This is a genomic window from Simiduia sp. (assembly GCF_058345725.1).
This window is the reverse complement of sequence record NZ_JBTUOC010000003.1, coordinates 1-20,994: the sequence shown is the minus strand read 5'-3', so window position 1 is coordinate 20,994 and position 20,994 is coordinate 1. Positions and strand designations below refer to the sequence as shown.

Sequence of the window (20,994 nt, the reverse complement as noted above, 5' to 3'; positions counted from 1 at the left end):
TGATACTTCCAGTGAAAATCAATCGGGCAAGGTACCCTCAATGCAGGGCAGTGTAAATATCGTCGGCCAGTTTTTTACTGATTCCGGGCACCCGTGCAAGATCTGCCGCCGAGGCGCGGGCAATTTCCTGAAAGCCACCAAAGTGCCGCAACAGCTCGCGCCGCCGCCGTGGGCCCACCCCTGGAATTTCTTCCAGTTTAGAGACTTTGCGGGCCTTATCGCGGCGCTGCTTGTGGCCGGTGATGGCAAAGCGATGGGCCTCGTCGCGGATTGCTTGAATAAGGTGCAAGGCACTGTGTTGGCCATCGAGCGTGAACTCACGCTGGCCATCTATCAAGGTCTCAAAGCCCGCTTTTCGGGTGGTGCCCTTAGCCACACCCAACAGGCGCACATCCGACAAGCCCAGCTCCGCCATGATGGTGCGTGCAATGCTCAGCTGCCCTTTGCCGCCGTCCACAATGAGCAGTTCGGGTAGTTTAGCGCCCTCGTTCTGCACGCGTGTGTAGCGCCGGCTGAGTGCCTGGGCCATGGCGGCGTAGTCGTCACCGGGTGTGTGGCCTTCGATATTGAAACGCCGGTAATCGGATTTCAGCGGCCCCTCCTGGTTAAACACCACACACGAGGCCACGGTTTTTTCACCGCTGCTGTGGCTGATATCAAAGCACTCCAGTCGCTCGGGCAGTGACTCCAACCCCAGCACCTGCTGCAATGCCTCATAGCGCTGCACCATGCTGGATTTTGCCGCCATATCCGAGGCCAGATTCTGACGCGCCGCCGATTGGGCTAAATTTTGCCAATTTTGACGATAGGCGCGCACTTGCCACGTGATAGTAATTTTGCGACCAGCCGCCTTACCTATGGCGTCGGTCAGCAGCTCTGCGCCGGTCAGTGCCTGAGGGACAATAATTTCCCGCGGGAAGTCCCGGTCGCCGCCCGCCAAATACCACTGGGACAAAAAAGACATGAGCAAGTCGCTTTCGGATTCGCCCAGGTGGTACTTCAGGTAATAACTTTTACTGCCCTGGATTCGCCCCTGCCGTACAAAGAGAGAATGCACGCAAACGCGTTCGGCTTCGGCTGCCAGGCCAATCACATCCACGTCGCCCGATTGATTGTCAACAGAGGATTCCGTTTGCACACTGCGCAAGGCGGCAATCTGGTCGCGCAACTGGGCCGCGCGCTCAAAGTTCAGCGCCAGCGAGGCCTGCTCCATCTGATCCGCCAATGCCGTAATTACTTCATTACTTTTCCCGCGCAGAAATTGCTCGGCGTGGGCCAAATCTGCACGGTAGTCTTCAGGCGATATCAGTTCGACACAGGGCGCAGAACAGCGCTCAATCTGGTGCTGCAAACAGGGGCGCGAGCGGTTAGAGAATACCGAGTCCTCGCAGGTTCGGAGCTTAAACGCCTTCTGTAGAAAATTAATGCTGTCGTGCACGGCGCTGGCACCGGGAAATGGACCAAAGTAGTCGCCCCGCTTGCGTTTGGCGCCGCGGTGAATACCCAGGCGCGGGTAGGTGTCTTTGCTGGAAATAAAAATATAGGGGTAGGACTTATCGTCGCGCAACAAGATATTATACGGCGGCCGCTGGGCCTTGATCAGGCTTTGCTCCAGCAGCAGCGCCTCGACTTCCGTCTCTGTTAACGTCACTTGCATAGAACCAATGCGGGCCACCAGCGCTTCGGTTTTTGGCGACAAGCCCTGTGCGCGAAAATAACTCGCCACACGGCTTTTCAGATTTTTTGCCTTGCCAACATAGAGAATGTGCCCTGCCCCATCGTACATCTGATAGACGCCGGGCGTTTTTGGCAGTGTTTTTACGAAGGTTTTTGCGTCAAAAGATTCGCCATTGGGCGTATCCGCAAGTGCAGCTTGTTGCGGATTGGCAGGTGTGTTGGTGGCGACCTCTGGCGTTGGATTTTCGGTATTCACAACAGGTGCATTTTCCAGCATATAGGATTCAAAAACTAAAACGCCCGGGAACCTGCCCGGGCGTTGCATAAAAATCCGCGTTTACAAAACCGACTCAGGGTCCAGAACGTGGTGTTTCACCGCCATTAAGGTTAACTCGACATCGCTGCTGATGTTCAACTTCTCAAATATCCGATAGCGATAGGTATTCACCGTTTTCGGGCTGACATTAAAGGTTACGGCGATGTCGGTTGGCTTTTGGCCGTTTGCAATCATCAAAGCCGTTTGCAGCTCGCGCTCGGAAAGTAGTTCAAAGGGCGACTGCTCGCCTTTGCGACCACCAAAATTTTTCATGGCGAGCTGACGGGCAATATTATTGCTCATGTAAATTTCGCCGCGGGTCACTGTGTGCACCGCTTCAATCATTTCTTTTAGGTCTGCACCTTTGGTGATATATCCGGCAGCGCCGGCCTGCAGCAAGCGCTGCGGGTACAAGTCGTCATCGCAGGCCGTCACAGCCACAATGCGCACCTCGGGATGCCAGTGGAGCAGCTTTTTAGTGGCCTCTAGACCACCCATGCCTGGCATTTTCACATCCATCAAAATAACGTGCGGCGACAGTGCTTTTGTGAGCGTGATGGCAGCTTCGCCACTTTCGGCTTCGCCCACCACCTGAATGCCTTCAACATCAGACAACATGCGTACAATCCCGGTGCGCACCAAATCATGGTCATCGACTACCAGTATTTTGATCAAGAGTTAGTCCCCAAAGACTCGCACACCTGACGTGTGCCTGTTTTTCTTATCCCTACTGACTCGCCGCTTACTTCCGTAACACACTCGCCGTTACACAATTTTAAGGGCTTTCCCGCTTACCAGACAGAATAATGTACCACTGACGCCCAAAATTGACCAGTCAATGTGAAGTGGTTCACTTACGCTGAACCGCCAATATGATCGATGGATGTTACAACCCGACGAAAGGTCAGACTGATTCTCGGCCCGGTGTTGGCCCGCTTTGGCAGCCCGTGCAACCACTGTCGCTGCACGCCCGGCCCCATGACCAGGAGCGAACCACTGTGCAATAACTGGTTAAAGCTGGGCGCCTGGCGCGCGAGGTGGCGAAACCGCAATTCGCGCGCGGCACCTAAGCTGATGCAGGCAATGGTCGGATCTGGCCCCAGCTCGGGCTCGTTGTCGGCGTGAAAACCCATGACATCCGTACCACTGCGGTAATAATTTAGTAATACGCTGTTGAAGCCTGCCGCTAGCTGCGCATTGAGGCCGTCGCACAGAGACCAGAGTGCAGGCAGCCAGGGATGCGGCATAAACACCTGCCCCGAATAGCGATAGCTGGCCGACGGATCGCCCATCCAAAGGCTCAGCCGTGGCACCAAATGCCACTTGCCGTACACGCGAATACGGGGCTGCTCCCAGGGCAATCGGTCGCGCAGTTCGATGAATAGGCTCGCGGCCTGATCTTGTGCGAGATAGCTGGGCCAATACTGCAAAGTGCCCCCCAGCAGTGCGCGCTGTTCAGGGCAGGATTTGTGGTTCAATGGTAAGCCTGACGCCAAATTTCTGAAACACTCCTTCGGCAACCTCCTGGGCCAGCGCCAGGACCTCGGCACCGGGTTTACGGCCCGGATTCACCAATACCAACGCCTGCCCACTGTGCACGCCCACGCCTTGGCGCGCGACACCTTTAAATCCCGCCTGTTCAATTAACCAGCCGGCGGCCAACTTAACCCGGCCATCGGCCAGGGGGTATCGAATCAGCGCAGGATGTTCCGCCTGCAATCGATCGGCTTGCTCGGCTTCAATGACAGGGTTGTGAAAGAAACTGCCGCTATTAGGCACATGTGCGGGATCTGGCAACTTAGCCCGTCTGAGCGCGGCCACGGCCTGTGCCACACTGGCTGGCGTCAAGGTGTCGCGAGGATCTGCACCGTCCGACAACGACAAAGCATCGCGCAAGCCGGGGTAGCTAAGCACCGGCTGGGGTGCCACGCTTAACTGCAACGTCACCTCGGTAATCAGGTAGCTTTCGTCGGTGTTTTTAAAGCGGCTCTGCCGGTAGGCAAACTGGCAGTCATCGCGATTAAACTGACACAGGGTGCCATCGCGCACGCGCAGGGCCGAAAGCGACACAAACCTGTCTGCCAGCTCGACGCCATAGGCGCCAATATTCTGGATGGGCGCCGCACCTACCGTGCCGGGAATGAGGTTCAGGTTTTCAACCCCCCAATAACCTGCGGCCACACAATAATCCACCAGCGACTGCCAGGACTCACCCGCAGCGGCAGTTACCTGGACACCTGCAAATACCGGCCTTGCGTGAATACCTTTCATTGCCACCTGCAGTACTAGGCCGGGCAGATTGCCCCGCAATACGGTATTACTGCCGCCGCCCAACACGTACAAAGGCCAGCCCCGTTCCCGCGCATGGGCCAGCAACGCCGGTACCTGCTCGGAATCGGTCACCTCGGCAAAATGTTCCGCCAAGGCTGGCGTAGCCATGGTGCAGCGGCTTTGAAGGTCGACGTTTTGGAGAATTTTCACAGAGTATGCAGCCGCAATTCGTGTTGTTTAAGGTGCTGAATAAATCCCTGCGCGGCGTCGGTGACCAGATCTAGCACGGCGTCGAACCCCTCTGCACCACCGTAATAGGGGTCCGGTACTTCCAGACTCTGTGCGGCGTTGGCAAAACTCAGCAACAGCGCCAGCTTGGCCTTGCTGCCCGCAGGCTTCAGCGCTTGCAGGTCTGCCAAATTTTGCTTGTCCATGGCAAGCAGGTAATCAAAGTGTTCAAAGTCAGCGACATTAACCTGTCGAGCGCGCAGGTGCGACAACTCTAAACCGCGCGCGCGGGCGTGCGCCAGGCTGCGGGCATCCGGCGCCTTGCCGACGTGCCACGCCGCTGTGCCAGCCGAGTCCACTTCGACACAGTGATCCAATTGCTGCTCTGCAAGCGCTGCGCGCAAGGCACCTTCGGCCGTGGGCGAACGACAAATATTGCCCAGACACACCATCAACACGCGCACTTTCATTTCAACCTCCTAGCAGGGCCGACAGCCGGGCCAAATCCTCTGGCGTATCCACGCCACCAGGTACTGATTCACAGGCCTCGGCCACATGGATGCGGTGACCATAGTGAAGCACGCGCAACTGTTCTAGCGACTCCAACTGCTCTAGCGGCGCCTGGGGCCACCCAACAAATTGGTTTAATAGCCCCACGCGGTAGGCGTAGATTCCCACATGCCTGGCAAAGGCAGCCCCAGCCGGTAGCGCCCCGGCGTAGGCGACCTCTACACCGGCAAAGGCATCGCGCGCCCACGGCATGGGCGCGCGACTAAAATACAGCGCCAACCCCGCGTGGTCTGCCACGACCTTTACGACATTGGGATTAAACAAGTCTTTGGCTTGGTGGATTGGCTCGCACAAGGTGGCCACGGAGGCTTGCGTGTTGGCGGCCAGATTGGCCGCCACCTGGTCGATAACGGCCGGCGGAATCAGCGGCTCATCGCCCTGAACATTCACCACGATGGCATCATCGGCCAGGGCCAATTGTTGCGCGACCTCTTGCAGGCGGTCGGTACCCGACACATGATCGGCCCGGGTCATGCACACCTGCACGCCAAAATCGGCTAGGTGCTGCTGTATTCTGGCATCGTCGGTGGCTACAACCACTTGAGCGGCACCACATAGGCGCGCCTGCCCCACAACGCGCTTGATCATGGATTGCCCGGCGATATCCGCCAGAGGTTTACCGGGCAGGCGGGTGGAGGCGTAACGCGCGGGAATAATGACAGTAAAGCTCATAGTGTGTCCTGGCGCGGAAAATCCGCGATCAATCTATCCAATATCTATCGACGACGCCCAGCCTACTGGGCGCCAAAAATTGTTTAAGTACCGGCAGAATATGGCTGCAAACGCGCTAACAATTGATCCGTAAAACCAGCGGATAATTGTGGCGCCACCCGCACATACCACCAGTTCGGCCGCGCAAAGGCTTTACATTTTACGGCATCTTTTTCGGTCATCAGCACCGGTGCATCACCCCAGGCCGCAAAGTCCGATGGCACAAAGGCGTGGTGATCGGGAAAGCTGTGAGGCAAATACTGGCAATGCAATTGATCCAAAGTGAAAAAAAATCGCGACGGATTACCGATACCGCACACCGCCTGCCATTGTTCCGCTTGCAATAGCGAGAAATCGCGCCGCTCTTCGCCCGTTGCCAGGTTCACCAATGCCACCGGCGCCAAGATCATATTGGCAGCTTGTGCGCAGATTTCTTGTACCGCGCCCTGCGTCAAGCTCGAGTGCAGCGGGCCGGCGCAATTTACGACGCAAAAATCCGCCTCTGCCAATCGGTCGGCCGATTCGCGCAGGGGACCAGCCGGAAAGCGCAAACCGTTGCCCAATCCGCGCGCGCCATCAATCACAATTATTTCAAGATCGCGCGGCAAACGGTAATGCTGCAGGCCATCGTCGCTCAGCACTAAGTTGCAGTCGTACTGCGCAAGCAGGTAATTTTTTGCACGCACTCGATCTGGATCAACCACAAGCGGCACCTGGGTACGCTGCGCGAGTAATTTAGGTTCATCGCCACAGACCTCAGCGGCTGTGTCCCCTGAGACCGGAAGTGGAAATTGGCGGGCATTACCACCATAGCCCCGGCTGATAATGCCAACGCGCCAGCCAGCCGCCTGCAGGGCGTCTACCAAGGCAATGATCAACGGGGTCTTGCCCGTACCGCCCAGGGAGATATTGCCTACAACTACTAGCGGAATTTTTGGGCCTGCAGCACCTGCCGCCTGGCGTTGCGCAGCCTGAAGCCTCCAGCGACGCAACCTAGCGAGCCCTGCCACCATTAAACTGAGCGGCCAAAGTAGCGGTAGCAATAGCCACCACCGCTTATCCCCCTGGTACCAGGCCCGCTGCAGAAAAGCCTGCACGACAATTACTCAGCGGGGCTTTCTGGGCGCCTGGTGGTCAGGCTCAGGTGTACAAAACCGAGTTGACCTGCGGCATCCATGGCGGTAACCACTGCCTGGTGCGGTGTTGCCGCATCGGCGGTGATAATTAAAGGCGTATCGGTTTTACCTTCACCGGCGCTCTGCAGTGCGCGCAATAGCGTGGGCAATTTTTTATCCACTAAGGTCACACCGTTAATCGCGTAGCTGCCATCGGAGTGAATAAGAATTTCAATTTGCTCGGGCAAAGATTCAGCCGACTCCCCTTTCGCCTCGGGCAGATCGATCGATAAGTGCGTTTCTTTGGTGAAAGTGGTCGATACCATGAAAAAAATCAGCAGCAAAAAAACCACGTCAATCAACGGTGTTAAATTGACCGAATCCTCTTCCCGCTTAGAGCGACGGAATTGAACAGCGCTGCTCATTTAATGTCCCTTGCCTTCAACGCGGCGATCGCTGTGCAACGCATCCACTAATTTGATGGACTCTTGCTCCATGATAACCACCAGTGAATCCACCTTTCGAATAAAATAGCGGTGCGCAATCATGGCGGGAATGGCTACGCATAAGCCCGCGGCAGTGGTAATCAGCGCCTGCGAAATTCCACCCGCCAGCGCGCCAGCATTGCCGGTGCCCTGCAGGGTAATAGTGGTAAATACATCGATCATCCCGAGCACGGTACCCAGCAAACCTAACAGTGGCGCCACCGCCGCTATGGTTCCTAGCGCGCCCAAATACTGCTCTAAATTGTGCACCACTTCACCGGCGGCCTCTTGAATGGTGTCGCGCATAATGTCGCGGCCGTGGCGCGAGTTGCTAAGGCCTGCGGCCAAAATTTTTCCCAGTTCGGAAGACTGTTTCAGCTCTTTGATTTTTGGGGCATCGAGCTGGTTGTTTTTTATCCAACCCCAAACCTGTGCCAATAAATGGCGCGGCGCGATTTTCTTAGCGTCCAAGGTCCAGAAACGTTCAAGGCTAATGCCCACAACCGCCATAGAACAAAAGAGAATTGGCCACATCAGCCAGCCACCGGAAAGGAAAATCTCTATCACTTCACGCTCCTAAGCTCTATACCCATACAGAGATTAATGATTGATACAAAAGTGCGACGCGCGCTCAAATTGGTCGACACTCTACCACAAGGCTTTGGGGCTGTTTAGCGCTCAAACCAGAAGCGCTTCCCATAATTGCGCCAGGTGCGAACCTGTACCGGCTGGCCCGGCTTCCAATAAAGCTGTATGGCACCGGCGCGTGCCGTATTTTGCACCGCCAAGCCCAGATTCCGGTACTTGTTCAGCACCGCTGGGTGAGGATGACCATAGCGGCTGCCATAGCCCGCACTGACCCATACGACCGGCCAATTTAAAGCCCCCAATAAACCGTAGCTGGACGAAGACTGGCTGCCGTGATGAGGAGCGACCAAAAGCGTGTGCCTGGCATTGCTAGCAAGCTGACGAAGCGCAGGTACCAGCGCCAATTCGCGGGCGAGATCTATATCGCCCGGCACCACCAGCCGCAAGTCGGGAAAATCCAGCACCATCACACAGGATGCGTTGTTACCCGCTAACGCCGCGCCCGCCGGCAAAAAGTAAAAGGCCACCCCCCGCGCCAAGAGGCGGGGGCGCGTCCGGGAATGGCAATTGCGGATGCGATCAGCGGCTGTTGCCACTGCATTGGCCCCGCTAGCGGCGGCCCCATGTAGGCGTGCGCGCAGCGCCGGGGCCTCGCCGGCGTAGACTTCCTCCACGACCACCGTGTTTAACAGCGCGCCCAAACCGCCGGCGTGATCTGCATCGTTGTGGCTGATCACCAGCACCTCCAACCGATTGACGCCTTCGGCTTTCAAATACGGCAGTATCGCTGTATCGGCGGCGGCCAAACGCTGACTCAATGGCGGCCCGGTATCGTAAAGCAGCCGCTTGCCGTCTACCTCCACCAACAGCGCCAAGCCCTGCCCCACGTCAAACAGTGTGATTTGCCGCGCCGGCGGGTAACTGTGACTTAGCATGAGTCCGTACAGCAGCGCCATCGCGCCAATACTTCCCAGGCCAATGACGCGCAGTTTTATGGACGCAGGCAACAACAGCAGCAAACAGGCGCCGACCAATAACACCCCCTGAAACGGCGTCGCCGCCACTGTCCACCACCCCTGATCTGCACCGCTGCCACTGAGGCTCGCCAACCCGCGCAACAGTAATTCCGTGCTCTGCGCCGCCAACTTTACTAGACCAGCGGCCAGCACAGGCGCTACCGACACCAATGCAAACGCAAGCAGTAAGGGCGGCACGATGGTGAGCGTAACCCAGGGGATTGCCAGGCTATTGGCCAGCACCGACACCAAACTAACGCCGCCGAACAACACCACACTGAGCGGCAGCAAACCCACAAATACCCACCATTGAGGCATCCACGTCTGGCGCAATCGACGCTGCCACCGAGCCCCCAGGTAACGGCGCCCACCGAGGGCCAGCAGCAAGACGGCAACCGCACCAAACGTCAGATAAAACCCCGGATCAGTTGCGTGCAGCGGATCGACCACCAAGACAGCCACCAAGCTCATGAGCCACACATCCCAGAGGCTCCAGCGCCACCATAAACAGCGTGCCAAGTGCAACAACACCACCATCAACAGCGCGCGCTGGGTAGACAGCGCAAATCCGCTTAGGGCAGCGTAACTGGCCGCGCAAAGTAACGACAGGCACACAGCCAATCCCCGGCCACTGACGTAGGGCCGCCAAGTTGGGGGAATGACTAACACGCCCACACTGAGAAATACACGCCCCAGTAAAAACCCCGCAAGCGCCAACATGCCCACGTGCAGACCGGAAATGGCCAATAAATGTGCCGTGCCGGTGACCCGCAATAGCTGCTGCACTGCATCAGAAATTCCGCGTCGCTCACCCACTGATAAAGCCGTCAACATGGCGATTTGGTCTGGGTCGGAGAGCTGAGCCCTCACAAAAGTACGCCACTGATCGCGCAGGCGATCAAAACTTACCGGCGCACCCAACAGGCGCTGTCCCGACTGAACACTGCCAGTGGCAGACCAACCCTGGCGCATTAGCCGCAGCTGATAATCGGCACCCTGTGGATTGACGAGCCCGCGGGGACGCCGAAGTTTTGCAATCAAGTGCCAGCGTTCGCCGGCCGCAACGGAGGGCGCCCCATACCAGGTCAAGCGCACGCGGCGTCCGATCAGATCAGCTGGATGACATCGGTTATTTGTCGCGCTGCGAAGCGAGGCGGCCTCAATGTAGAACGCAAGGCCCGTAACCACGCCTCTGGGGGATTCTCGTGTGTGAGGTAGGTCGATGATCGAACCTTCGAGCGCCAGATTCTGCCCCGCGCAGTCGCTGGAGATGAGGTTTACCAAGTGGCGCTCGCCGTGCCAATGGGCGAGCAGCAACCCCAATAACAACGCACTGGTTCGAGTGCGCCAGTGGCTTAGCGGTAGCGGTCGCCTTGCCTGCCCTATGGCGAGCCAGGCGAGCAGCGCAACACAAACTAACAGCACCGGCAAAGGTAGCAACTTAGGCCAGAGCGCTAAGCTCGCCAGCACAGAGCAGACTATCAGGAGATTTATGCGCATAACCGTCCTTGTTTCAACGCATAGTCACGAGTAACCTCAACTATAACGCCCTCACCCGCGCACCGAAAGCCCACCCCATGAGCACTAAAAAACTACTGATCGTTTACCACACCCAATCGGGTAACACTGGCCAACTGGCACAGGCCGTACTGAGTGGTGCTCAGTCAGAAAGCGAATGTTCTACACGCCTCGTGCGCGCCTTTGATGCACATCTGGAGGACTTGCTGTGGGCCGATGGCCTACTGTTTGGCACGCCGGAAAACTTCGGGTATATGAGTGGCGCACTTAAGGACTTTTTCGACCGAACCTATTATCCCGCAGAGCCCTATGCGCTCAACAAACCCTACGGCATCTTTATTTCTGCGGGCAATGACGGCACCGGCGCAGTGCGGGAAATCCAGCGCATCGCGAAAGGCTACCCGCTACTGCCCGTAGCAGAGCCCGTTATTTGCCGCGGCGAAATCACTGCTCAGCACCTGGAAGCGGCACGCACATTGGGGCAAACACTTGCCACGGGGCTGGCTTTCGGCATTTTCTGAAGTGCTCACCCTCAATGGTTTGAATTACCGTTAATTGCATGCGCATTGGCTGGTAACAAAGCTGAGCAGCCGATCAGGATTGAGCAAGGTGCAGAGAGTTTTTCCCCAATATCTGTGGATAACTCTGGGGGTAATGCTTGAGCAGATAGCGCCAGACACCGCAATTACTGGCTCGGTTACAACTTGACGATTTTTTAGCCCACGCCAGTAATTCTTATAAATCAATAAGTTAGATGACTTTATTTAGTGCATTGTGCGCGCAAAACGAGCGCCGCGCGCAGAAAGTAACCAAAAACATACCGTGTGCATAAAAGTAACGGCCTATATCTGGTCAAATCGTGCCCAACCCGCCAAGTGCGACCACTTTGCCAAGCGATGCAAATCTTCTGGTCGGTCGATATCGGGTAAGGTCGGCAAGAGCATCGGCGAAACGCCCACTGCCGATGCGTGCCGCAGCGTCTGTGCCAACACCCGATCGCCCCCCCAATCAACGCCGTCAAACAGGGGTTGAAGGCGGGACATGCCGATAAGCACATAACCGCCATCATCGGCTGGGCCAACTACCAGCGGTGCGCCAGCCGCTAGCGCCTGTGCGGCCTGCTGCATATAGTCTTCATCCAGCGCTGGACAATCGCTGCCCACTAAAATAACCCAATCGACCCAGGTCAGCCCCCAGGTCACTGCCGCCCGCATACGCTGCCCCAAATCACCTTCGGGTTGCGACCACAAAAGGGTATTGGGGAATTCCCGCCAAAAAGGGTGTGGCTCGGGCGTGATCGCGAGCACCTGTGCGGCATTCCCTCGCTCACACCAAGACGCTAGCTGAGCGTGACAGTGCAACACCAATTGGCGGTGCAATTGGGCCGACTGCTCAATGTTTAAGGTGGGCTGTAACCGGGTTTTGACCCTGCCTGCCACCGGCGCCTTCGCAAATTGAATCACACAGCCCTTCATGGCTTACCGGCCGCCCCGCGAGAGTTGTCGGTGCAAATCGTAGCAGCATGAAACGTCCGCTGAGGATAATAGCTAGCGGCCAGTCGATTAGGGTGCACTCCCAACGCATACAGAGCGCGCAACCACCACATGAATAACACGGTACGCAGCCAGCCCTGTTGTTCCCACCGCCTTGCTGAAGTTTGCAATTTGCCGGGCAACCACGAAGGTGCCGCACGACGCTTTAGCAGGCTACACAGGGCAATATCCTCCATGAGCCACTGAACCGGAAACCCCTCAACCTGCTCGAACAATGCGCGCGTCACCCACAATCCCTGATCGCCCGTGCCAATACGGGTCAATCGAGAGCGCCAGTTCATCATCAAGGCCACCAAATCCAGTGGCAGGCTGCGCGGCGTAATCGCCACCGAAAAAAAACCCCACTGCCCAGGTGCGCCAGTCAAAAAGGGCGCAAATAGGTCGGGCGAGCAGAGGCTGTCGGCGTGCAAAAACAGCAACCACCGGCCGCGACTAACGCGCGCGCCGGCGTTCATTTGGTGCGCTCTGCCCGCCTCCGTCACCAGCAATTGATCACATAGCGCCTGCACTTCTGTCAGCTTGGCATCGGCGCCGTGGCCGTCCACTACAATGATCTCCACCGCCTGTGCACGCAATGTTTGCAGGCGCGTTAACAGATTGATGAGCGTGGCGCCCTCGCGATACACGGGAAGAACAATACTCAGCTTAACCAAGCGCGCCCCCGCAACTGCTGCCCTGCCCCGCCGTACAACCGTAACAGTGTTCGGCAACCACGATGGGCGCGCCCTCTAACGACATCGCCAGCAAATCCTGCAGGTGTAACAGCGGCCTATCGGACGCTATGTGGGCTGAATCACGACCTCCCGGCTGCTGACCGTGCGGCAGCATAGGCATTTCCAGCATTTGATTAAAATCGCAGTCGTACACATGCCCCTGCCAATCAATACTGATTAACCCCTTGCACATCACGTTGTCTAAATTTGTTGCGCTGAAATTATCTTTAAGCAACTTCAAGTATTCACCAAAGGTGCCCTTTGATTGCAGCTGGCTGCCAAAGCGACTGATGGGCATATTAGTGATGGTTAACAGTTCGTCGAACACAATGCCGTATTTGTCGCCCAGGGCCCGCTTGTAGTCGGCCTGTAGTGCACCCTGCGGCGGCGGCAAAAAAGCGCCGTTAGGGTTGTACACCAGGTCGAGTTTAAGAGGGCCACCCTTGCCATAGCCCAGCGTATTTAACGCTTGAAGCGCCTCTATGGATAGCTCGTACACGCCTTTGCCGCGCTGTTGCGCCACATTTTTGGCCTCGTAACAGGGCAAGCTGGCCACAATGTGGACACCCTGGTTAGCCAGAAATTGCGCCATATCCTCATAGCCTGGCTCGCGCAATATAGTGAGATTGCACCGATCGATCACCTGCACGTCGCGCGCACGTAGCGCCGCCACCAAGTAGCGAAAATGCGGATTCATTTCGGGCGCTCCGCCGGTCAAATCAACGCAGCCAATGGCATTCTGCTCAGTGAAAGCCAAAATCAAATCCACTGTCTCGCGCGACATTAGCTCAGTCCGCTTAGGTCCCGCATTGACGTGACAATGGGTACAGCTCAGGTTGCAGAGATACCCCAAATTCACCTGCAGAGTATGCAACTTGCCACGCACAATGGAGGGAAAGTCTGTGGGGGTGAGTAAATGCTTGGTATCTAACATCGGATATACCTTGTTTGGCGTGCTTATCGATTGCACCCTAGATGAAATTCATTACAATTGGCGCCCAGGTCCCCGTAGCTCAGCTGGATAGAGCAGCCGCCTCCTAAGCGGCAGGTCGGACGTTCAAATCGTCTCGGGGACGCCATTTTACTGCCTTGACCTGCCATGAATCTGTTGTTGCTCCACACCGAGGACTTTATCACTCCCGAGCGCGCCTTGCTGCAGGGTCGTCGCGCGGCACACTTGCGCACCATTCAACAGGTTGCACCCGGCGACTGCCTGCGTGTGGGTCAAATCAATGGACGAATGGGAACAGCTATTGTTACAGAGGTAACCCCAGACCGCATAGCCTTGGCGGAAATTTGCCTAACCGACAATCCGCCCCCTGCCCTGCCATTAACACTTGTGCTTTCACTTCCACGTCCGAAAATGTTGCGCAGAATTTTTCAAACTGCCGCAACCATGGGGGTAAAGCACATTATTTTGGTGAATAGCGCCAGAGTTGAAAAAAGCTTTTGGCAGTCGCCTTTTTTGGCTCCAGACAATGTCCGCGAACAATTGATTCTTGGACTGGAACAGGCCAAAGACACGCACATGCCTTCCATCGAAATTGCCAAGCGTTTCAAACCGTTTGTGGAAGACGAACTGGCAGAGCGTGTAAAAACGACGCAAAACTATGTAGCCCATCCCTACCAGGCTCCGCCCTGCCCCAGGGAGATAAGCCTCAATCAGCACTGCTATCTGGCCATTGGTCCGGAGGGCGGCTACGTGCCTTACGAAGTGGAAAAGTTGCAGGAGATAGGTTTTAACGCCATTGGTCTAGGCCCGAGAATTTTACGCGTCGAAACGGCCCTGCCTGTACTGCTGGCCAAACTTTACCCCATTATTTCTTAAGCCAGTTTTCAAACTTGGCGAAGGGAATGGCCGGACTAGTCAGGTAGCCCTGATAAAAATGGCATCCGTATTTTTTAAGCAAATCCAACTGGGGTTCTTCTTCAACCCCCTCGGCTACCACATCCATACCCAGTAAACAGCCCATGGTAACGATCGTTTCAACCAGTACTCGATCATTTTTATCGTCGACAATATCGCGCACAAAACTTCGGTCGATTTTCAGCGTATTAACCGGTAGCGACTTTAAGTAGCTGATTGAAGAGTAGCCGGTACCAAAATCATCTAATGAAAAGCTCACCCCGGCATTGGCCAGCTTACCCATAGTAGTAATGGTTTCATCAATATTTTGAATGACAACGCCCTCGGTAATTTCCATATCCAGGGATTCTTCGGGCAATTCGTATTTGGATAAAATGCCTAAAACATCTTGTACAAAAGTTTTGCGCCGGAACTGACGCGGGCTAATATTTACACTCAATCGCATACCCGCTCGCCACAAGCCCGCAGCCTGCCAGGCCACCAGGCTTTTACAGGCCTCTTCCAGCACCCACTCGCCCACACCTACAATCAGCCCCGACGTCTCCAACACCGGAATGAAATCGGCCGGCGAAATAAAACCTTTTTCGGGATGACTCCAGCGCAGCAGCGCCTCAGCGCCCGTTGTGGCCAAGGTATTGCAGTCGATTTTGGGTTGGTAGTAAAGCTCAAACTGGCCCAGCTCCAACGCGCGGTGTAAATCCCCCTCCATCAACAATTGCTGGCTAACTTTGTCTGCCATATCGGCATTGAAAAACTCAATGGCATCGCGGCCGCGCTCTTTAACCTGATACATGGCGGTATCTGCGTAGCGTATCAACTCGTGCACGCTGCTTTCATTTTCCGGATAGACCACAATACCAACGCTGCCGCTCAAACGCAGCTCCATCTCATCATAAATATAAGGTTCTGAAATGCGCTGGCGAATTTTTTCTCCCACCTCTGCGGCCTTGAGCGCCGCCAATGAAATATCCTGATCGAGCACGGTGAGTACGACCACAAATTCATCACCGCTCAGGCGTGCCACCAAGTCCTCTTCGCGCACAGACTTTAGCAGCCGCTCAGATACTTGGATTAAAACTTCGTCACCCACCGGGTGCCCAAGCGAATCGTTAATGGTTTTAAAATGGTCGAGATCAATAAACAGTAGCGCACCGTGGTAGCCGTGGCGTCGGGCGCGGCGCAATTCGTGCTCGAGGCGCTCAACCAGGTGCACGCGGTTGGGTAAATTGGTTAGCGCGTCGTGGTAGGCCATAAATTCCATTTTAAACTGGGCCTGCTTGCGCTCGGATATGTCGGTGGATACGATCAGGGCAACCCGTTCATCGTAGAAATCCATCGGCATGATATGTGTTTGCAAAAATACCTGCTTGCCATCGGCACTGCGGAAGTTTTCCTCCATTACCTCGCTGGCCACTTCGCCTTCAATGACGTGGCGATCTATCTCCGTTAAGCGCGCGACATCATTGAGATAAAACGGCAGCAAGTCACTCACATGGCAATTTTGCATTTCGCCGGTACTTTTCCCCACAAAAGCGGCCAGTGCCTTATTGGCAAATATGTAGTTGCCGTCGCGATTGCGCGCGCCCACCATCACCGGCAAATTGTCGATAATCTGACGAATGTGCTCTTCGCTGCGCCTCAGTGCCAGCTCCACCGCTCGGCGCTTAGCCAGCGACAGTTCCATTAAATCCAGTAATTTGTTGGTCGTAGATACCAGTTGCCCCAACTCGTCATCGCGGTGATCGGCCACGTAATCAATGCGAGAAGCTCCGGGTTTATCCAGGTCTATGTTGCTCATTTGCCGCACCAAACGAATCAATGGCCGGGTGAGCATGATGTGAAAGGCAAAAAACAACAGTATGACCAGAATGGCATTGCGCAGCATGCCCGCACCTAAAATCAGGCCAGAGCGCTCAAAAAATGGCGCCAATGCCACGTCCACGTCCACCGTGAATCGAATAGTGCCCGCCACCGAATCACCGTAACCGGGTATGGTTAAGCGCGCCACATAGCTGCGGCTGTCCTCGGCGATAAAGCGCGTCAACCAGCGGGTGGAGGTTTCCGGACGGGGTTCGCTGCCCGAGGCCAGCACGCTGCCCAATTCATCGGAAATGGTCACTTCGTAGATAAAATCGTACGCCAACAAGCCGTTGACGACTTCGAGCGACAGGTCGTCGTCGAGAGTGTGTACCGCGCGCGCAGCGGGTGGTGTGGTTACCTCAATCACCCGGTTGATCAGGTTTTCCAGGGCTTCTTCGTTGCCTTTCAGATCGAGGTAAAGCTGTATGGAGCTCATGGATAGCCCAAGAATGAACGCCAACACAACCCCCACTTTGGCTAGGCGAAAGGATATCCCTTTAAAAGAGTGGTCGGCCAGTGGGGTATTCACAATAGGCGTTCTTATTTTCCAAGGCTGAAAGAGGCCGGACATTATATCCAGCGCTTATAAGAGTAGCTGTCTTGCCCTTCTCTGACAAAGGCTAGCGCAATGTTAGAGGCAAAAAAAAGCCGCCCTTAAAGAGCGGCCGCGAAATTGTTCGCTAAGGTCTCACAGATTGTTCAATAACTAGGCACCCAGTGCAGTTTTTGGCTCGACAAAGGCGTAGCCCAACACATCGGCCACAGCCTTGTAGGTGATCTTACCGTCGTGCACGTTTAATCCGTTCATCAGGTGTGCATCGTCGAGCAGCGCCTGCTTAGCGCCTTTGTTCGCCAGCGCGACAGCAAAAGGCAGTGTGGCATTGGTAAGCGCAATGGTGGAGGTCCGCGCAACGCCGCCGGGCATGTTGGCCACGCAGTAGTGCACCACATCGTCCACAACATAGGTCGGCTCTTGGTGCGTGGTGGCTTTTGAGGTTTCGAAGCAACCGCCCTGGTCGATGGCCACGTCCACAACTACCGCACCTTTCTTCATGCGGCTAATGATGTCGCGGGTCAGCAATTTAGGCGCTGCAGCGCCGGGAATCAGTACGGCACCCACGACCAGATCAGCTTCAATTGCGTACTGCTCTACGGCGTCAGCGGTGGAATAGACAGTGCGCAAACGGCCGTCGAATTCCGTGTCGAGCTGGCGCAGGCGTGGCAGCGAGCGATCCAGGATTGTCACGTCGGCACCCATACCCACAGCCATGCGTGCAGCCTGCGTACCCACAACGCCACCGCCGATAACCAAGACCTTGGCGGGGGCTACACCGGGTACGCCGCCCAACAAGGCGCCCAAGCCGCCCTGAGCTTTTTCCAGGTGGTGAGCACCGGCTTGAATTGACATGCGGCCGGCAACTTCAGACATTGGCGCCAACAGCGGTAAACCGCCGCGCGCATCGGTAACGGTTTCATAGGCAATGGCCGTCGCGCCCGAGGCAACCAGTAGTTCGGTTTGCTGCGGATCGGGCGCCAAGTGCAGGTAGGTGAACAGCAGTTGGCCCGGGCGGAGCATGCGGCACTCGTTGGGCTGAGGTTCTTTAACTTTGATGATCATCTCTGCCTTGGCAAAGATCTCTTCGGGGGTATCGATGATAGTGGCACCGGCTGCCAGGTACTGATCGTTTTCAAATCCGATGGCCGCACCGCCGTTGTTTTCAACCATCACCTGATGGCCATTCATCACCAGCTCTTTCACGCCAGCTGGGGTCAGACCGATGCGGTATTCGTGGTTTTTAATCTCTTTAGGTACACCGATTAGCATAAATCACCTCTGTCTCTCGCCGGGGCGACGGAGTGCGGCGCCCGTTGTGGTTATTGATGACGCGAAGTATAGTCAGGCGACACAGGTGATTCCTTGGCTATTTTTCATACTTTGCAGTGGATAAAACTGCCAAATTATGATTTTTAGTGTTTTCATCTAATATATCGGTTACTTATCAGGCCATATCTTTAAGGGCACAAAAAGTATGAAAAAACGCGCAAAAGAACTTAGCACTATCGACAAAAACATCATTCGCGTACTCCAGAAAAATGGCCGCACCTCCTATGCAGACCTCTCGCGGCAAGTGGGTTTAAGCGCCACCCCCTGTATGGAACGGGTGAAACGGCTGGAGCGCGACGGCGTCATTCAAGGTTATGCCGCTATGGTGAATCCCGAATTTCTGGATGCTGCGCTGGTGGTCTTCGTGCAGATCAGCCTGGTGCGATCCTCCCAGGATATTTTTGACGACTTTCGTAAAGCCGCAGCCAGCCTGCCGGAAATTCAGGAGTGCTATTTGGTTTCGGGCAATTTTGATTACTTAATCAAAGCACGCGTGGCAGACATGGCAGCCTACCGGCAGTTTTACGGAGAAACATTGCTGACCCTGCCCGGCGTTCAGGAGTGCACCAGCTACGTGGTCATGGAGCAAGTAAAGGAGACGCTAGAGGTTCCCGTTCGTTACCAACGCCCTTAATGCGCGCCGACGTTTAGCGCCCCGCCAGTGAAATCCACTGGTTTTCAGCGCCCTACTTTTCCCTGCGCTGTTGGCACAAAATTTGATCAACTTTCTGTAAATGCCCGAATTAAGGCCAAAGCGTCAAAAAAACCGACTGGGCACATTGCTAAAGGGATTTTGAGGTTTCGCCGGCAAGTTGTTCATTTAACTTCAGATCTGAACGACTAATCGCTGGCTTTTTCAGACAAGCAGGTCTACACCTTTGACAGGTAGAGCCATGAATTAGGCGTGTCACAATCGCCGGAGATGTAGCATGGGAATTTGCGAACCAGAATTACTGGCACATATCATCAGGCCAACACTAGCGCTGTTGCAGCAACCGAGCCCGCGGGCAGAAAATTTGTTGATGCAAGCGGCGCTGGCCTCTGATCTTGGCCACCACTTGTGCCTAGAGCCCGCCAGCGGGCTGGGGCTGTACCGTATTACCTCGGCGCAACATCGCGATATTTGGGATACCCACCTAGTTCACCAACCGGATTTGGCCTCTACCGTTCGCGGGCTCGCCTCGCAGCGCGCTTTCTTGAGCGGCCCCGATGATGAGTTGATTACCAATCTGCGCTATTCCACCGCCATTGCCTGGTTGATTATTGCGCGCGAAGTGGCTAACAACCCCCAGCGATCCGACGCCCAATTGCTGCAAGCCGCCTTTAATTCGCCCGCCCACCTCGCCGCCTGACGTACGCCTCGTTAAACGCTGAGCTACAGATTTACCGCGTCGATAAACTGCACCCCTGTTGTGGGGCTGGCGCTGGTCTGAGGCATTTCGCCGTCACTCCAGTCGGTGACAGACGCATCGTCAAAGGCATAGGCCGCACGCTCACCGGAGCGATCAATACTGAGATCTGTAAAATTAAAGAGCGCCCTATCGGCCAGCTGTGACGGCGCTATATTTTGCATGGCGCCAAAAATTTGTTCGATACGCCCCGGGTGGCTGCGTTCCCAATCGCTCAGCATCTGCTTAATATTCTGGCGCTGGAGATTCTCCTGAGAGCCACATAAATTACAGGGAATAATGGGAAATCCTTTTGCCTCGGCAAATGCCGACAGGTCTGACTCTTTGCAATAGGCCAAGGGCCTAATCACGATGTTGCGCCCGTCGCTGGCCCGCAACTTAGGCGGCATGGCAGACAGCTTGGCGCCGTAGAACATATTTAGAAACAAGGTTTCCACCATGTCGTCGCGGTGGTGGCCCAGCGCGATTTTGGTGGCGCCAATCTTCTCGGCGAAGCTGTACAAAGTACCGCGCCGCAAGCGCGAGCAAAGGCCGCAGGTGGTTTTACCTTCGGGGATTTTTTCTTTAACCACCGAGTAGGTGTCTTTTTCAAGTATGTGGAAAGGCACGCCCACAGCGCGCAGGTATTCCGGCAAGACGTGTTCGGGAAAACCAGGCTGTTTTTGATCCAGGTTGACGGCCACCAACTCGAAATGGATAGGGGCGGTTTTTTGCAGGCTCATCAAGATGTCGAGCATGGCGTAGGAGTCTTTGCCGCCCGACAGGCACACCATGATTTTGTCGCCCGCCTCAATCATGTTGAAATCCACAACGGCAGAGCCCACCTGCCGCCTCAGTCGCTTTTGCAGCTTGTTAAATTCCAACTTGTCTTTGCGTTCCGCTACATCTTGCATGGTCAGTGGCCTGCCGGGATTTTGGGGGCGCCATTGTACGGATTTTAAGCGCTGCGGGAAACAGCTGCTGCCTCGCTGCCCCAAAGCGGCAAACCGCTGCCGCTCGAAGCGCCTACAAGCAGCGCTAAGCCTTTGAAAACACACCGTTAAAAGCTGGCATAGGCTTTGCTCTAAAGCCTATAACCGGCCAATGTGCCGAAGTCCGACCCGCCCAGCTGTAGAGATGAACTTATGAGTCTTTTGCACGCCGTTTTGCAAAAAATCCGATTGCCAGAGGGGCTGCCCGCCCCCGAGGTCCCCAATAGTGACCGAGAAGACC

At 55.7% G+C, this 20,994-nt stretch carries 20 protein-coding genes and 1 tRNA gene; 5 read left to right on the top strand and 16 right to left on the bottom strand.

Annotated elements, in window-relative coordinates:
* Nucleotides 1–37: 37 nt before the first annotated feature.
* From uvrC to ACW8F6_RS00415, 10 genes are all read right to left on the bottom strand, one after another.
* Complete coding sequence (uvrC, locus tag ACW8F6_RS00460) at nucleotides 38–1,933, bottom strand: excinuclease ABC subunit UvrC (RefSeq protein ID WP_491573862.1); 1,896 nt, start codon at nucleotides 1,931–1,933, stop codon at nucleotides 38–40.
* An 81-nt stretch (nucleotides 1,934–2,014) separates the two neighbouring features.
* Entirely contained in the window at nucleotides 2,015–2,668 is a 654-nt protein-coding gene (locus ACW8F6_RS00455) for a response regulator (RefSeq protein ID WP_491573861.1), read from the bottom strand.
* A gap of 179 nt (nucleotides 2,669–2,847) precedes the next feature.
* Entirely contained in the window at nucleotides 2,848–3,471 is a 624-nt protein-coding gene (locus ACW8F6_RS00450) for an alpha-ketoglutarate-dependent dioxygenase AlkB family protein (RefSeq protein WP_491573860.1), read from the bottom strand.
* Nucleotides 3,449–4,474 carry a UDP-N-acetylmuramate dehydrogenase gene (gene murB, locus ACW8F6_RS00445; protein ID WP_491573859.1) on the bottom strand — a complete coding sequence of 342 codons (1,026 nt, stop codon included), beginning with the start codon at nucleotides 4,472–4,474 and terminating at the stop codon, nucleotides 3,449–3,451. The genes ACW8F6_RS00450 and murB overlap by 23 nt, the downstream gene beginning before the upstream one ends.
* Complete coding sequence (locus tag ACW8F6_RS00440) at nucleotides 4,471–4,962, bottom strand: low molecular weight protein-tyrosine-phosphatase (protein ID WP_491573858.1); 492 nt, start codon at nucleotides 4,960–4,962, stop codon at nucleotides 4,471–4,473. Before ACW8F6_RS00440 ends, murB begins: the two co-directional genes overlap by 4 nt.
* Nucleotide 4,963: 1 nt before the next feature.
* Nucleotides 4,964–5,734: a 3-deoxy-manno-octulosonate cytidylyltransferase gene (kdsB, locus tag ACW8F6_RS00435; RefSeq protein WP_491573857.1), complete on the bottom strand. Its 771-nt coding sequence runs from the start codon at nucleotides 5,732–5,734 to the stop codon at nucleotides 4,964–4,966.
* Nucleotides 5,735–5,817: 83 nt separating this feature from the next.
* A complete protein-coding gene (gene lpxK / locus ACW8F6_RS00430) occupies nucleotides 5,818–6,870 on the bottom strand; it encodes a tetraacyldisaccharide 4'-kinase (RefSeq protein ID WP_491573856.1) in 1,053 nt (350 codons plus the stop codon).
* Between the two features lie 5 nt (nucleotides 6,871–6,875).
* Nucleotides 6,876–7,313 (bottom strand): ExbD/TolR family protein, encoded by a 438-nt coding sequence (locus ACW8F6_RS00425; RefSeq protein ID WP_491573855.1) that lies wholly within the window; start codon nucleotides 7,311–7,313, stop codon nucleotides 6,876–6,878.
* The gene (locus ACW8F6_RS00420) at nucleotides 7,314–7,907 is read right to left on the bottom strand and encodes a MotA/TolQ/ExbB proton channel family protein (RefSeq protein WP_491573898.1); all 594 of its coding nucleotides are present in this window, start codon (nucleotides 7,905–7,907) and stop codon (nucleotides 7,314–7,316) included.
* Nucleotides 7,908–8,044: 137 nt separating this feature from the next.
* Nucleotides 8,045–10,477, bottom strand: a complete 2,433-nt coding sequence (locus tag ACW8F6_RS00415; RefSeq protein ID WP_491573854.1) for a DNA internalization-related competence protein ComEC/Rec2 — start codon at nucleotides 10,475–10,477, stop codon at nucleotides 8,045–8,047.
* A gap of 77 nt (nucleotides 10,478–10,554) precedes the next feature.
* On the opposite strand from ACW8F6_RS00415, the gene ACW8F6_RS00410 reads away from it, so the two are divergent.
* A complete protein-coding gene (locus ACW8F6_RS00410; protein ID WP_491573853.1) occupies nucleotides 10,555–11,016 on the top strand; it encodes a flavodoxin family protein in 462 nt (153 codons plus the stop codon).
* Between the two features lie 321 nt (nucleotides 11,017–11,337).
* On the opposite strand, the gene ACW8F6_RS00405 is transcribed toward ACW8F6_RS00410, so the two are convergent.
* Genes ACW8F6_RS00405 through arsS form a run of 3 tightly spaced genes read right to left on the bottom strand, consistent with a single transcriptional unit; the run spans nucleotide 11,338 to nucleotide 13,695 of the window.
* On the bottom strand, nucleotides 11,338–11,958 hold the full coding sequence (locus tag ACW8F6_RS00405) for a TIGR04282 family arsenosugar biosynthesis glycosyltransferase (RefSeq protein ID WP_491573852.1): 621 nt from the start codon (nucleotides 11,956–11,958) through the stop codon (nucleotides 11,338–11,340).
* Between the two features lie 8 nt (nucleotides 11,959–11,966).
* A complete protein-coding gene (locus ACW8F6_RS00400) occupies nucleotides 11,967–12,701 on the bottom strand; it encodes a TIGR04283 family arsenosugar biosynthesis glycosyltransferase (protein WP_491573851.1) in 735 nt (244 codons plus the stop codon).
* Nucleotides 12,694–13,695, bottom strand: coding sequence for an arsenosugar biosynthesis radical SAM (seleno)protein ArsS (gene arsS / locus ACW8F6_RS00395; RefSeq protein ID WP_491573850.1), 1,002 nt, complete (start codon nucleotides 13,693–13,695; stop codon nucleotides 12,694–12,696). Before arsS ends, ACW8F6_RS00400 begins: the two co-directional genes overlap by 8 nt.
* A 68-nt stretch (nucleotides 13,696–13,763) precedes the next feature.
* Here arsS and ACW8F6_RS00390 point away from each other — a divergent pair.
* Both ACW8F6_RS00390 and ACW8F6_RS00385 read left to right on the top strand, forming a co-directional pair.
* Nucleotides 13,764–13,840, top strand: a tRNA-Arg gene (locus ACW8F6_RS00390).
* Nucleotides 13,841–13,860: 20 nt separating this feature from the next.
* Nucleotides 13,861–14,589: a 16S rRNA (uracil(1498)-N(3))-methyltransferase gene (locus ACW8F6_RS00385; RefSeq protein ID WP_491573849.1), complete on the top strand. Its 729-nt coding sequence runs from the start codon at nucleotides 13,861–13,863 to the stop codon at nucleotides 14,587–14,589.
* Here ACW8F6_RS00385 and ACW8F6_RS00380 read toward each other — a convergent pair.
* A complete protein-coding gene (locus ACW8F6_RS00380; protein WP_491573848.1) occupies nucleotides 14,579–17,017 on the bottom strand; it encodes a putative bifunctional diguanylate cyclase/phosphodiesterase in 2,439 nt (812 codons plus the stop codon). The two genes, ACW8F6_RS00385 and ACW8F6_RS00380, sit on opposite strands and share 11 nt — an antisense overlap.
* A gap of 177 nt (nucleotides 17,018–17,194) precedes the next feature.
* Nucleotides 17,195–18,313 (bottom strand): alanine dehydrogenase, encoded by a 1,119-nt coding sequence (gene ald, locus ACW8F6_RS00375; RefSeq protein ID WP_491573847.1) that lies wholly within the window; start codon nucleotides 18,311–18,313, stop codon nucleotides 17,195–17,197.
* A 205-nt stretch (nucleotides 18,314–18,518) separates the two neighbouring features.
* Between ald and ACW8F6_RS00370 the strand changes: the two genes are divergently transcribed.
* Entirely contained in the window at nucleotides 18,519–19,007 is a 489-nt protein-coding gene (locus ACW8F6_RS00370; RefSeq protein ID WP_183909953.1) for an Lrp/AsnC ligand binding domain-containing protein, read from the top strand.
* A 295-nt stretch (nucleotides 19,008–19,302) separates the two neighbouring features.
* Nucleotides 19,303–19,725 (top strand): hypothetical protein, encoded by a 423-nt coding sequence (locus ACW8F6_RS00365; RefSeq protein ID WP_491573846.1) that lies wholly within the window; start codon nucleotides 19,303–19,305, stop codon nucleotides 19,723–19,725.
* 23 nt (nucleotides 19,726–19,748) lie between these two features.
* Here the strand turns inward: ACW8F6_RS00365 and ttcA are convergent, their stop codons facing one another.
* On the bottom strand, nucleotides 19,749–20,675 hold the full coding sequence (gene ttcA / locus ACW8F6_RS00360) for a tRNA 2-thiocytidine(32) synthetase TtcA (RefSeq protein ID WP_491573845.1): 927 nt from the start codon (nucleotides 20,673–20,675) through the stop codon (nucleotides 19,749–19,751).
* Nucleotides 20,676–20,994 lie beyond the last annotated feature (319 nt).

What these genes read in the sequence shown, in the direction of transcription:
- kdsB (WP_491573857.1), bottom strand. Translation starts at nt 5,734, where the DNA reads ATGAGCTTTACTGTCATTATTCCCGCGCGTTACGCCTCCACCCGCCTG.
- ACW8F6_RS00420 (WP_491573898.1), bottom strand. Translation starts at nt 7,907, where the DNA reads ATGTGGCCAATTCTCTTTTGTTCTATGGCGGTTGTGGGCATTAGCCTT.
- ald (WP_491573847.1), bottom strand. Translation starts at nt 18,313, where the DNA reads ATGCTAATCGGTGTACCTAAAGAGATTAAAAACCACGAATACCGCATC.
- ACW8F6_RS00415 (WP_491573854.1), bottom strand. Translation starts at nt 10,477, where the DNA reads ATGCGCATAAATCTCCTGATAGTCTGCTCTGTGCTGGCGAGCTTAGCG.
- ACW8F6_RS00370 (WP_183909953.1), top strand. Translation starts at nt 18,519, where the DNA reads ATGAAAAAACGCGCAAAAGAACTTAGCACTATCGACAAAAACATCATT.
- ACW8F6_RS00425 (WP_491573855.1), bottom strand. Translation starts at nt 7,313, where the DNA reads ATGAGCAGCGCTGTTCAATTCCGTCGCTCTAAGCGGGAAGAGGATTCG.
- ACW8F6_RS00385 (WP_491573849.1), top strand. Translation starts at nt 13,861, where the DNA reads ATGAATCTGTTGTTGCTCCACACCGAGGACTTTATCACTCCCGAGCGC.
- ACW8F6_RS00365 (WP_491573846.1), top strand. Translation starts at nt 19,303, where the DNA reads ATGGGAATTTGCGAACCAGAATTACTGGCACATATCATCAGGCCAACA.
- ttcA (WP_491573845.1), bottom strand. Translation starts at nt 20,675, where the DNA reads ATGCAAGATGTAGCGGAACGCAAAGACAAGTTGGAATTTAACAAGCTG.
- ACW8F6_RS00440 (WP_491573858.1), bottom strand. Translation starts at nt 4,962, where the DNA reads ATGAAAGTGCGCGTGTTGATGGTGTGTCTGGGCAATATTTGTCGTTCG.
- arsS (WP_491573850.1), bottom strand. Translation starts at nt 13,695, where the DNA reads ATGTTAGATACCAAGCATTTACTCACCCCCACAGACTTTCCCTCCATT.
- ACW8F6_RS00410 (WP_491573853.1), top strand. Translation starts at nt 10,555, where the DNA reads ATGAGCACTAAAAAACTACTGATCGTTTACCACACCCAATCGGGTAAC.